The following is a 12218-nucleotide window of genomic DNA, read 5'->3' on the forward strand; positions in this document are numbered from 1 at the left end:
CAAGCGTATAATTTTTCCAAAACAATGGACGAAGTGAGGTCTCGGTAGACATAGGTTTTAACAGCTATATACATAAAGCAAACTCAGATTATAGCATTGAAGTAATCTCTGCTTAAGGAAAGAAACCGTATTTTTAGCATCACAAAATGATTGTTTAATATACATTTCAACCACATAAACGACACATTCCGTGTAAAAAACACGCTATATAGTAAAAACACAATGAAAAATAAGGAGGACAGCATATGTTCCGTTGGGCAATAATTTTTGCAGTGATTGCACTCATTGCCAGTCTATTAGGGTTTGGTGGTGTTGCAGGGTTATCTAAAGACTTTGCCGTGATTTTATTAGTTGTGGCTGTAATTCTCGCTGTTATTGGTTTTATTTCGCGAGGCCGAACCTAATTTAATTATGACCATATAAAAAAGAAGGAACCTGTTCCTTCTTTTTTATTGCCCAAATGTTTCTATGTTTTTCTTTTGATGTAGATTTTTACATAGTTATTTATATAGCTTTTATTTTTTATGCTTTAATCAAGTGTATTTAAACCAAGTTAAATTTCAGGATTAATGTCATGAGTACAGCAATTAAAACCCATGAAATTCAATACACTGCACCAGATGGCAGCCATTTAATTGGTTACTTTGCAGCTCCAGAAAGTGAGACCCCTGTACCTGGTGTCATTATTGGTCCTGAGTGGTGGGGACGTAACGAATACACTGAACAACGTGCGCGTGAACTTGCTGAACACGGCTATGCTGCACTTGCAATTGATATGTATGGCGATAAAAAAGTGACGACGACTGCTGCTCAAGCTTACGAATGGATGATGCAGACATTTGAAGAGTTAGACACGGTGACTGACCGCGCTAATGCAGGGCTTCAAACTTTAGCTGCTCAACCGGAAGTGAATAGTGAAAAACTTGCAGCAGTAGGTTTTTGCTATGGCGGCAAAGTGGTACTCGATTTAGCTCGCTCAGGTGCTCCCCTCAAAGCAACAGCGACATTCCATGGTACATTAACTCCTAAGGCACCTGCTCAAAAAGGCAACATTCAAGGTGAGGTATTGGTTCTACATGGTGAACTAGACAGCATGGTCACCTTAGAAGATGTTGCTAATTTTGAAAAAGAGATGCAAGCTGCTGAGGTTAAACATGAGGTAGTGGTTTTAAAAGATGCTAAACATGGCTTTAGTAACCCGCTTGCAGATGAAAGAGCTAAAGCGAACGGCGTAGATCTTGGCTACAACAGCGAAGCGGAAAAACAAGGCCTTGCTAAAATGTACGCTTTATTAGAACGTACTTTAAAATAAAAGAAGCAAATTTGGAGCAAATGGTTCTTTTTTCGCATTTGCTCCCTTAAATCTTTATGACTTTGCAATATTTTTCCTGTATTTTTTAAACCATACTTCAATAACTATACTCCCGTTGAGCTAGAGCAAAGCCTAGTCTTATTTCCCGCACTAGGGGTTTAATGGAATAACATGAGAGGATACAACAATGACTGACAAGAAATGTCCGTATTGCAATTTTGATGAATATGACATCATTGATAAGAATGAATTTGCTGTAATTTTACCTGACCCAAATCCGTTGTCTAAAGGCCACTGTGTAGTGACTCCACTGCGCCATGTAAGTTCGTTTTTTGACATTACCTCTAAAGAGCATGAAAGTTTACTGACACTTCTTGAAATTGCCCGTCATGAAACACAGCTTCGTCATCAACCAGCTGGTTTCCATATTGGCTTTAATGATGGTGAAGTGTTTGGACAAACTTCTGACCATTTCCATATTCATGTCATTCCTTACTACAAAAACCAGCCGTTGAAACTTGATCAACGTTGGGGCGTAAAAGAGGATTAATCCTTTTTATGCCTGAAGCAGAGACTACTCGTTTTAAAGTAGTCTCTGTTTTAACAGGCTCGTTCTGATTGCTTGCTTTAAACAAAACTTAACCCAAATTTCAGCTATAATTTAACCCTTACTTTTCTTCTATAGCTGTTCATGCCTGAATTTTCTTTTTCTGATGCCCTCTTAAACTGGTTCGATCAACATGGTCGTCATGATTTGCCTTGGCAAGTCGCAGATGATCCATACAAAGTCTGGGTTTCTGAAATTATGTTACAGCAAACTCAGGTAAAAACAGTTCTTCAATATTTTGACCGCTTTATGGAGCGCTTCCCAACTGTAGAAGCTTTAGGCCATGCAACTTGGGATGAAGTAGCCCCTTATTGGGCAGGTCTTGGCTATTACGCTCGTGCACGGAATTTGCATAAAGCTGCCAGCCTTGTAGCACAGCAAGGCAAATTTCCTGAAACCCTAGAAGAATGGATTGCGCTACCTGGCATTGGTCGCTCGACTGCAGGCGCGCTTATGTCTTTAGGTTTGCGTCAGTACGGCGTAATTATGGACGGCAACGTGAAGCGCGTTTTAGCTCGTTTCTTTGCCATTGAGGATGACTTAAGCAAGCCACAACACGAACGTGAAATGTGGAAACTCGCTGAAGAACTATGCCCAACCCAACGCAACCATGACTACACTCAAGCGATTATGGACTTGGGTGCAACCATCTGTACACCTAAAAAGCCTCTTTGTTTATATTGCCCAATGCAATCTCATTGTCAGGCTTATCAGCAAGGTTTAGAACAAGAATTACCTTTTAAAAAACCGAAAAAAACACCACCTGTTAAAACGGCAGATGTTCTTATTATTCAGTGCGAAGATGAATGGTTCTGGCAGCAACGCCAAGCTCATGGTCTATGGGGCGGTTTATTTTGTTTACCTATTTTAGAAAATGAAAATGAGCGTCTGAGCCTAAGCCAGCAATTTAAACTACAACCTCAAGCACAAACCTTTCAAATTAGTCATAGCTTCACCCACTTCACATGGTTACTTAATGCTCATGTGTTCCACGTGGAACCTGATCAAAAAGAACATCTGGCGATTGAACTTGAAGGCCAATGGCTAAGTCCGGAACAAGCTGTCGCTAAAGGTGTTCCAACCGCTATGAAAAAATTGATCTCGACAAGCCGTTCATGACATAGTGGGCAAAATAATTTTGATATGGCTATGACAGGGAGTATTTTGTGCGACGTTTAGTTTCCCATCTCTCACTTGGTTTTCTCATTATTCTCTTGGCAGCCTGTGCCAGTGCACCTAAAAAGCCTGCTCCGCTTTCACCAACTCAAGTCAGCAAACTCAAGAGTATGCAGCTTCCAAGTCGACTTCCCGTTCCGGTAAAAGGAGTCGATCGAGATGAGTTAAAAGACACATGGGGCGCTGCTCGGAGTCAGGGTCGTAGCCACGAAGGAATTGATATTTTGGCTCCACGTGGAACCAAAGTGTACAGTACAACCGAAGGGCTAGTGGCAGATCTTCGTAATAATAACCTCGGTGGCAAAGTCATCTGGATTTTAGGCCCGGCAGGAACATGGCATTATTATGCTCATCTTGATGGACATAAACGTGGCTTAAACGTGGGTGACTATGTCAAAAAGGGCGATCTGATTGGCTATGTCGGCAATACGGGAAATGCACGTTATACTTCACCTCATCTTCATTATGGTCTTTACTTAGATGGTAAAGGTCGTGGTGCTGTTAATCCTTATTCATATTTACGCTAGGAACATTTTATGTCGGAAGCGCTGATCAATCGCTTAGTAGAGTTTGCCGAGTCTGGCAACCAGCAAAAGATCATTCTAAATGGCAATAGCTATCAAGGCTGGATCATGGAAATCAGCGATGATGCCCTACTGATCAGTACCGGTTTTTCAGATAAAGTCGGCAAAGATTTTTGGCTAAAGTTTGAAGACTTAACCCAAGCCGAACTATATTATTGGGATACTCGCCCAAATGAATGGGTACCATTCAAACTCTAAAATACCAAGATAAATATAAGGAGCATCATCATGAAAACTCAACGCTGCGGATGGTGTTCCGATGATCCACTCTATATTGCTTACCATGATGAAGAATGGGGCAAACCAGAACACAACGAAGCCCGATTATTTGAAATGCTCTGTCTTGAAGGGCAACAAGCAGGTCTATCTTGGATTACCGTACTCAAAAAAAGAGAAAGCTACCGCCAGCACTTTTTTAATCATTCTATTGCTGACATTGCCGCATTTACAGATGACTTTTTAGAAACAAAACTGTCCGATGCAGGCTTAATCCGTCACTTAGGCAAACTCAAAGCTATTCGTGATAATGCGATTGCTTGGCAAGCCCTTAAAGCCCAAGTTGGTGATGTTTCTAAATGGCTTTGGCAGTTTGTAGATGCCACTCCTCAGCACAATGATGTTATAGATTATCGTAAGGCCCCTGCTCAAACTGAGCTCAGTGTAAAGCTATCTAAAACGCTTAAAAAAAATGGTTTCAAATTTGTTGGTCCAACCACCTGCTATGCGTTTATGCAGGCAGTAGGTATGGTCAATGATCATGAAAACGATTGTCAATTTAAAGCTTCATAACCCACCAGAACGGTTCAAATCCGCTTAAGGAGTTTCCGATGAGCAATAATACGATTCAGGCTTATGCAGCAATGCAGGCAGGTGAAAAACTGGTTCCGTACCAATTTGATGCAGGTGAATTACAACCGCATCAAGTTGAGGTAAAAGTTGAATATTGTGGTTTGTGTCATTCTGATATTTCAGTTCTGAACAATGAGTGGCGCTCAACCGTCTACCCCGTAGTTGCAGGTCATGAAATTATTGGAAGAATTGTAGCTTTGGGTTCAGAAGCCAAAGGTTTACAAATTGGACAACGTGTTGGTATTGGCTGGACTGCTGAAAGTTGCCAAGCGTGTGATGAATGTATTGGTGGTCAGCAAGTACTTTGTACGGGCGAAAATGTCGCAACAATCGTGGGTCATGCAGGTGGCTTTGCCGATAAAGTTCGTGCAGGCTGGCAATGGGCCATTCCCCTTCCAGATGATTTAGACGCTGAAAGTGCTGGTCCCCTACTTTGCGGCGGAATTACCGTTTTTGACCCATTACTCAAACACAAAATACAAGCAACGCATCATGTGGGTGTGATTGGTATTGGCGGTTTAGGTCATATCGCCATTAAGCTACTCAAAGCTTGGGGCTGTGAAATCACTGCTTTTAGTTCTAACCCAGATAAAACCGAAGAACTCAAAGCAATGGGAGCCGACCATGTAGTAAATAGTCGCGATACAGAAGCGGTAAAAGCTCAAAAAGGTAAATTTGATTTATTGCTGAGTACCGTAAATGTGACTTTAAATTGGCGAGCTTTTATTTCTACGCTAGCACCAAACGGTTCGTTGCACTTCTTAGGGCTGACCTTAGAACCTGTTCCTGTTTCTGTCGGCTCTCTTATTGGTGGTGCCAAATCAGTAACAGGCTCACCTACTGGTTCACCTGCTGCTCTACGCCAACTTTTAAAGTTTGCCGCACGCAAAAAAATTGCACCTCAAATTGAGCTATTTCCAATGTCACAGCTCAATGAAGCAATTGAACGTCTACACTCAGGTCAGGCACGCTATCGCATTGTGCTTAAGGCAGACTTTGCAGAATAAAACTAACTCACCGTTTTCATCTGTTGTCGTGACCACTCCGCCAAGTTTTTAATCGCTTGGCGGACATCGGCAGTTAACTCATGGCCTGCGTTTAAACGAATGAAATGTCGATAGCGTTCATCCTCACCAAAAACATGACCCGGTACCACCGTAATTCCCTGAGCTTGGGCAGTGTAATAGAGCGCTAAACTATCTACACTCTTAGGTAACTGTATCCATAATGCATATCCGCCTTCGGGCTGGCTCAATGCAATTGGTATACCTTCAAAAGCTTTTAAAATACAGCTACGGTATTCTTCGACTTGTCGCATTAAATTTGGTCTTAACTGCTCTAAATGCTCTCGATAACCACGACTATAAATAAAATCAGCTAGACCTAACTGCAAGGGTGTATTCACGCCAATATTACTTACCAGCAGTTCAAGTTTTAAATGTTCTAGCTTTGTTGTTAAACAAAACCATCCTACTCGATAGGCACTCGACAAAGACTTAGAAACCGAACCACACCAAATGACATAACCTTCGCGGTCCCAATATCGAATGGGTAATGGTCGCTCACTACTGTAGCCACATTCACCAAAAATATCGTCTTCAATAATAAAACACTGATACTTTGCAGCTAATTCAGCAATCTTCTGTTTCTCTGCATTACTAAAACAATATCCCAATGGATTTTGATAGTTGGCTGTCATTAAGCAAACCTTCGCCAAACCTTGCTGCATTAAGGATTCTAAGCGCTCAAGATCAATGCCACGATGATCTGCCGGAATCTCAACAATTTGTCGTTTTAAACTTGCTAATAACTGTAAATGACCATTGTAGGTGGGTGTAGGTATAAGAATACTATCGCCCACTTCAGTGAGTTTCTGAATTATTAAAGACAAAGCCGGCATACAGCCATTGGTAATAAAAATATCTTCTGGAGCGATATAAATACCATCTTCACGCCAATGATTGGATAGCGCTTTTCTTAATTGTTCATGGCCTTGTTTATTACAATAAAGAAAATCTTGAGGCTGACAATTTTTTAAAGCACGTTGAATAGAACGACGTAAACCCTCTACAGGAATAAAGTGCGGCGTTAACTGAATCGATCCTAAAGGTACAAGATGGCTTTGTAAGGCAGCTTCCTGAATTTGGTTATGCAATTCCAGATTTGAGACATGCCTAGGCAAAGATAAGAAATCCGGACTATCCGGAATAGGACTAGATTGGGTACGAGCAACCACAAAATAACCTGACTTTGGCTTTACATAAATGAGTCCCCTCGCCTCAAGCAATTCATAGCAACTTTTTGCCGTACTTAAGCTAATGCTGTGCTGACGGGCAAAATCTCGTAACGAAATAAGCTTCTGATGCGGTTTCAGCTCATCTTGATAAATACGATGTGCTAATTGATTGGCAAGAACCTGATATTGAAAAGTCATTCTGTGCTGCTTTTTTAAAAATTTCTGTATCTGTACTGCTTTATAGAACACCTTTAGGCTATAGAAATCAACTCAAAGAGTAGTAAGATAATGAAATTAAAAGCTATATTATTGTTTACCATTATTTTGACAGGTTGCCAGTCACAACCCGTTATTGGCCTTGGCAATAGGTGCATTTGCCATTGGCACCACGGAATTTTCTCCAATGGGGTTACTTCCGAACATCGCTCATGATTTAGGTATTTCAATTCCAACAGCTGGAATGTTAATTACAGGCTATGCACTTGGTGTAATGCTCGGTGCCCCCTTCATGACCCTATGGTTTGGTGGTTTTGCACGACGTAATGCACTTATTTTTTTGATGGCGATCTTTACGGTGGGTAACCTAATTGCAGCGTTTTCACCAAGCTATATGAGCTTATTGGGTGCACGTCTCATTACAAGCCTGAACCACGGTGCCTTTTTCGGGATTGGCTCTGTTGTAGCAGCGAGTATTGTACCTGCGCACAAACAAGCCAGTGCTGTAGCAACCATGTTTATGGGTTTAACCATTGCCAATATTGGTGGTGTGCCTTTGGCAACATGGGTTGGGCAAAATATTGGCTGGCGTATGTCTTTCCTTGCAATCTCCGTGCTCGGCGTTATTACTATGCTCGCTTTATGGAAAGCACTACCGCAAGATATGGTTGCCCAAAAACCTAATGTAAAGGCCGAGTTGAAGGTATTAACGCGTACTCCTGTGGTGCTTGCATTACTCACCACCGTACTTGGTGCAGGAGCAATGTTTACGCTCTATACCTATATTGCGCCAAGTTTGACTGAGTTTACCCATGCTTCACCGACCTTCATTACGTTCATGTTGGTGTTGATTGGTGTCGGTTTCTCAATTGGTAATCATTTAGGTGGCCGTTTTGCAGACTTGTCCATCAACAAAACCCTGATTGGTTTCTTGGTACTGTTGATTGTGATGATGGTGACTTTCCCTATTCTTGCCCAAAGCCAGATTGGAGCAGCCATTGCGTTGGTGATTTGGGGTGCAGCAACCTTTGCTTTAGTACCACCCTTACAAATGCGTGTCATGTCAGTGGCTCACGAAGCTCCAGGGCTTGCCTCTTCAGTAAATATCGGTGCGTTTAACCTAGGTAATGCAGTCGGTGCCGCAGCAGGTGCGTTAGTACTCGATTTAGGTTGGGGTTATAGCGCAGTATCATTTGCTGGTGCATTATTGGCGGGGTTAGGTTTGTTATTGGTTCTATTCCAAATCAAACGTGAAAGCAGCCCGACACAAGCTTTGCAACAGTGTTCAGATTAATAAAAAAAGCGCCTGAGATCAGGCGCTTTTTTTCACTTACTTATTTTAAAATATCGGGTAATTTAGGTTGCTCATAAATCGGGTTCATTACTTCCCGCTTCATTTTAAGCAGCATCTGATACGGTTGCTGCTGAACAAACATATTTACGAAGCTTAAAGGAATTGAACCTGCAGGATCAGCATAACCACTCGTGGTTACTTTAACTTTGTTATTCGCTAATTTCTGGAACGTCCATTCGCCTTCATAACGGGTTAAACGAACCACATCGGGTTGAGTCGGATAATTACTATTAATCGCTGTGTTCTTAATCGTAATAACACCATTAGCGGCTTTACTCATTTTTCCTTTAACAACTACATCGCGATCTTTTAGGGGAAAAGGAAAATCTAATACCATATATAAAGTAAATTCACCCTTTTTCTCATCTTGAGAGAGCATTTCAACTTTACCCATATAAGGAACCCATTGCGCTGCGCGATTTACATCTAAAATTACTGCAACAGCACGCTCAATGGGTACATCAAAGGTTGTTTCAGCTTTGTATTGAAAGACGGGGTTATCAGCCTTCTGATAGGTCCAGACTTTAATATGATTACGGTCTAGACTGAGTTTCGCCTTGTCTGTAGAGACAGCCCCTGCACAGAGGCTGCTTAAGCAAAGAAGAGTGGTTAAAGCAATTTGTTTTTTATTCATGTTCTGCTCTATCTTGTTTTTCTCGCCACATATAGGACGTGTACAGATGGTTTACACCTGTACGTCGTTCAACCCTAACACATCTTTCATGTCGTATTTGTGCGCTTCACGACCTACAACCCATGCAGCAGCACGTACTGCACCAGCAGCAAAGTTCATACGGTTAGTCGCTTTATGAGTCACTTCAACGCGCTCACCCTCACCAATAAACATGACAGTATGTTCACCAACAATATCGCCACCACGGATGGTCTCAAAACCAATGGTTTGACGATCACGTGGACCGGTATGCCCTTCACGACCATAAACAGCAACTTCTTTTAAGTTACGGCCTAAAGTATCAGCAATCGCCTCACCCATCATGAGTGCTGTACCAGATGGTGCATCTACTTTATGACGGTGATGAGCCTCAATCACTTCAATATCTACTGTATCGCCAAATACTTTTGCTGCAAGCTCAAGTAACTTGATTGATACATTTACGCCAACAGAATAGTTTGCCGCGTATACAACAGGTATGTGTTTTGCCGTTTCATCAAGCTCAGCTTTTTGTTCATCGGACATACCCGTTGTTCCAATCACTATAGCTACCCCAGCTTCACGACATAACTTTAGATGCTCAGATGTCGCAGCAGGAGTCGAAAAGTCAATTACAACGTCACAGTCTTTAAGAACCTCAGCCAAGCTTCCGGTAAGCTTCACTCCAATTGAACCAATTCCTGCAAGTTCACCAGCATCAGCACCGATTAAAGTACTTTCTGGGCGTACAACAGCAGCTCCCAATTGATAACCTGCTTGTTGAACTGCCTGAATAAGTATACGACCCATACGGCCGCCTGCACCCAAAATACCAATGCGTGGAGCTGCTGACATAATCCTTCCCAATCTTGTGTTTTACGTAATTGGCTTACTATATCAAAACTCTTTGCTCACGATAAAAAGTAAAAAATATTTTTTAAGATGAACCGAAATTTAAACAGTTTTCACAAAAGTTAAAGAATTGATCTGCACACTACTGAGCCACGAATGAAAAAAAGATGACTATAAGGAGTTCAGCATGCATTCGAAAATTATGGGCTTAATAGCCGTTATGGGGATGATGAGTTCAATGGCATTTGCAGAGCCTGCAATCCAACCTGGGGACACACTAGAAAGCTTATCTAAAGCACGCATTACCACAAATGTAAATTCTCAGGCAGCAACACCTACACCTCAAACAAGTGTGGCAAGCAATACTAATGCTGAAGTTAAAGTTGAAGATATCGACCCGATCATTGAAGAAAAAACCGCAGAAGTAGAAGCAGTAAAAGTAGCTGTACAACCAGTGACTCAAGCTACTGTCGAGGCTGTAGTAGCTCCAGTTGCATCAAACGAACTTATTGTAAGTGTTGACGATATTGATGTCGCTCATCCTACAGAGTAATCGCTAGTCATTTTCTTTTAAGCAGAATAACAATAATAAGATAAATCAGCGCAATAAAAAGGCGGATATTTTTGAATATCCGCCTTCTTTTTAATTTACGATCTAATCAAGCATTAATCGAATAAACGATCAAAGAATGATTTTTTCTTTGGTGAAGAAGCACTGTCTTCGCCATCGAAAGATGCTTGTAATTCTTTAAGCAATTCACGTTGACGAGAGGTTAAGTTGACTGGTGTTTCTACCACGATACGGCAAAGTAAATCACCCACCATACTGCTACGTACAGGGCGCACACCTTTACCACGTAAACGGAATAATTTACCTGTTTGAGTTCCCTCAGGAATCTTCAAGCTAACGCGACCTTCCAACGTTGGAATTTCAATTTCTTTACCAAGTGCAGCATCCGCAATGCTTACTGGTACGTCCATATATAAATCGGCGCCATCACGTTGGAAAATTTCGTGTTCACGAACCACCACTTCAACGTATAAGTCACCAGCTTGACCATCACGGATCGCCTCGCCTTTACCACTTAAACGAACGCGGTCACCGTTGTCGACACCCGCTGGAATAGTGACTTCTAATGTTTGCTGACGATCAGCTACACCTGAACCATGACATGCATGGCATGGGTTCTTAATAATTTTGCCTTGGCCACGACATGTGCCACAAGTTTGTTGTACAGAGAAGAAACCTTGCTGCATACGCACTTGTCCTGAACCATGACAAGTTTTACAAGTTTCTACATCTTTTGGATTTTTAGAGCCTTTACCATCACACACGTCACATGGTGCCGGAGCAGTAAAGGTAATTGTTTTCTTAACCCCTTTTACAGCTTCCTCAAGGGTAAGTTCCATGACATAGCGTAAATCTGAACCGCGACGTTGGCGTTGCTGACGTCCACCGCCACCAAACGCTCCACCAAAGATATCACCGAACTGGCTAAAAATATCTTCTGCACTGAAACCGCCAAAGCCACCACCAGCGCCACCAAAGCCACCTTCAAACGCATTATGTCCCATACGGTCATACATGCTACGTTTTTCGCTGTCCGATAAAATCTCATAAGCTTCTGAAGCTTCTTTAAATTTTTCTTCAGCCTCGGCATTGTCAGGGTTTCTATCAGGATGATATTTCATCGCCAATTTACGATAGGCTTTTTTGATCTCATCATCACTTGCGGTTTTTGAAACGCCTAAAACCTCATAATAATCACGTTTAGCCATGTTTGGCGGTGCTCCTCACGGAAATTTTATCAATACTCTATTGCCGACTAAATGGGGGGCTTTAGCCGAATTTACAAGGGGAAAACTTTCAAAAAACAGATATATTAAAAAACTGCCTTATTTTTTAAATATTTAGACAAGCCTTTTAACCATGCATTTAATAAAAATAACCAAGCAATAGCGCTAAAAACAACACCAGCAACTGTTGATGCCGTTACCCAAAGGTTGCTGTTCCATGCAAAAAAGAAGAGAGGAATAAACCAAACAACAGCAAAAACTGACATGAAGAGGAATAGAATACCATTGCGCATAATCCAGAGCGCATGAGCATGAATCCAAACTTCCGCATCATCCACAACAGCTACTTTACGAGCGACCAGATAAGCAAAGGCCGCAAAAATAACCGTAAACAATGCAAGAAACATGAACGCATAAGAAATTACAATATAACGGCGATGCTGTTCGATATGGTCTTGCCCCATCTGTATTTCACCTCAATTCACTGCACTATGCCTATTTTTTATGCAGCGAAATAATCCTGTATTTTTTGTGTAAAGACAGGTGCTACTATATTGGACTTTTCAATATTTCGCACCTTTAT

15 protein-coding genes are annotated in these 12218 nt (G+C 41.7%); 10 read left to right on the plus strand and 5 right to left on the minus strand.

Annotation, left to right across the window (positions count from 1 at the left end; genetic code table 11):
- Window positions 1-245: 245 nt before the first annotated feature.
- The 8 genes from J582_RS19285 (at window position 246) to ahr (ending at window position 5535) form a co-directional block, all read left to right on the plus strand.
- On the plus strand, window positions 246-404 hold the full coding sequence (locus tag J582_RS19285) for a DUF1328 domain-containing protein (RefSeq protein WP_002053759.1): 159 nt from the start codon (window positions 246-248) through the stop codon (window positions 402-404).
- Between the two features lie 170 nt (window positions 405-574).
- A complete protein-coding gene (locus J582_RS19290; RefSeq protein ID WP_032048419.1) occupies window positions 575-1312 on the plus strand; it encodes a dienelactone hydrolase family protein in 738 nt (245 codons plus the stop codon).
- A 187-nt stretch (window positions 1313-1499) separates the two neighbouring features.
- Window positions 1500-1862 (plus strand): HIT family protein, encoded by a 363-nt coding sequence (locus J582_RS19295; RefSeq protein WP_002053765.1) that lies wholly within the window; start codon window positions 1500-1502, stop codon window positions 1860-1862.
- A gap of 141 nt (window positions 1863-2003) precedes the next feature.
- Window positions 2004-3038 carry an A/G-specific adenine glycosylase gene (mutY, locus tag J582_RS19300; protein WP_017398299.1) on the plus strand — a complete coding sequence of 345 codons (1035 nt, stop codon included), beginning with the start codon at window positions 2004-2006 and terminating at the stop codon, window positions 3036-3038.
- 47 nt (window positions 3039-3085) lie between these two features.
- Window positions 3086-3622, plus strand: a complete 537-nt coding sequence (locus J582_RS19305; protein ID WP_004711329.1) for a M23 family metallopeptidase — start codon at window positions 3086-3088, stop codon at window positions 3620-3622.
- 9 nt (window positions 3623-3631) lie between these two features.
- A complete protein-coding gene (locus J582_RS19310; RefSeq protein WP_001287365.1) occupies window positions 3632-3877 on the plus strand; it encodes a hypothetical protein in 246 nt (81 codons plus the stop codon).
- Window positions 3878-3907: 30 nt separating this feature from the next.
- Window positions 3908-4468: a DNA-3-methyladenine glycosylase I gene (locus tag J582_RS19315; protein WP_032048420.1), complete on the plus strand. Its 561-nt coding sequence runs from the start codon at window positions 3908-3910 to the stop codon at window positions 4466-4468.
- Window positions 4469-4506: 38 nt separating this feature from the next.
- Window positions 4507-5535, plus strand: coding sequence for an NADPH-dependent aldehyde reductase Ahr (ahr, locus tag J582_RS19320; protein ID WP_032048421.1), 1029 nt, complete (start codon window positions 4507-4509; stop codon window positions 5533-5535).
- 2 nt (window positions 5536-5537) lie between these two features.
- Here ahr and J582_RS19325 read toward each other — a convergent pair whose 3' ends face one another.
- A complete protein-coding gene (locus J582_RS19325; RefSeq protein ID WP_032048422.1) occupies window positions 5538-6962 on the minus strand; it encodes a PLP-dependent aminotransferase family protein in 1425 nt (474 codons plus the stop codon).
- A gap of 154 nt (window positions 6963-7116) precedes the next feature.
- Here J582_RS19325 and J582_RS19330 point away from each other — a divergent pair, with 154 nt between their 5' ends.
- Complete coding sequence (locus J582_RS19330) at window positions 7117-8274, plus strand: MFS transporter (RefSeq protein ID WP_032048423.1); 1158 nt, start codon at window positions 7117-7119, stop codon at window positions 8272-8274.
- 40 nt (window positions 8275-8314) lie between these two features.
- Here the strand turns inward: J582_RS19330 and J582_RS19335 are convergent, their stop codons facing one another.
- A complete protein-coding gene (locus J582_RS19335) occupies window positions 8315-8968 on the minus strand; it encodes an START domain-containing protein (RefSeq protein ID WP_032048424.1) in 654 nt (217 codons plus the stop codon).
- A 51-nt stretch (window positions 8969-9019) separates the two neighbouring features.
- Window positions 9020-9841 carry a 4-hydroxy-tetrahydrodipicolinate reductase gene (gene dapB / locus J582_RS19340; RefSeq protein ID WP_002053870.1) on the minus strand — a complete coding sequence of 274 codons (822 nt, stop codon included), beginning with the start codon at window positions 9839-9841 and terminating at the stop codon, window positions 9020-9022.
- Window positions 9842-10025: 184 nt separating this feature from the next.
- Between dapB and J582_RS19345 the strand changes: the two genes are divergently transcribed.
- Window positions 10026-10391 carry a hypothetical protein gene (locus J582_RS19345; protein ID WP_031955488.1) on the plus strand — a complete coding sequence of 122 codons (366 nt, stop codon included), beginning with the start codon at window positions 10026-10028 and terminating at the stop codon, window positions 10389-10391.
- A 113-nt stretch (window positions 10392-10504) separates the two neighbouring features.
- Here J582_RS19345 and dnaJ read toward each other — a convergent pair whose 3' ends face one another.
- A complete protein-coding gene (dnaJ, locus tag J582_RS19350) occupies window positions 10505-11617 on the minus strand; it encodes a molecular chaperone DnaJ (protein WP_001119029.1) in 1113 nt (370 codons plus the stop codon).
- Window positions 11618-11721: 104 nt separating this feature from the next.
- Window positions 11722-12099, minus strand: coding sequence for a hypothetical protein (locus tag J582_RS19355; RefSeq protein WP_002053984.1), 378 nt, complete (start codon window positions 12097-12099; stop codon window positions 11722-11724).
- Window positions 12100-12218 lie beyond the last annotated feature (119 nt).

This window comes from Acinetobacter sp. 1566109, assembly GCF_000582255.1.
Lineage (GTDB): Bacteria > Pseudomonadota > Gammaproteobacteria > Pseudomonadales > Moraxellaceae > Acinetobacter > Acinetobacter nosocomialis.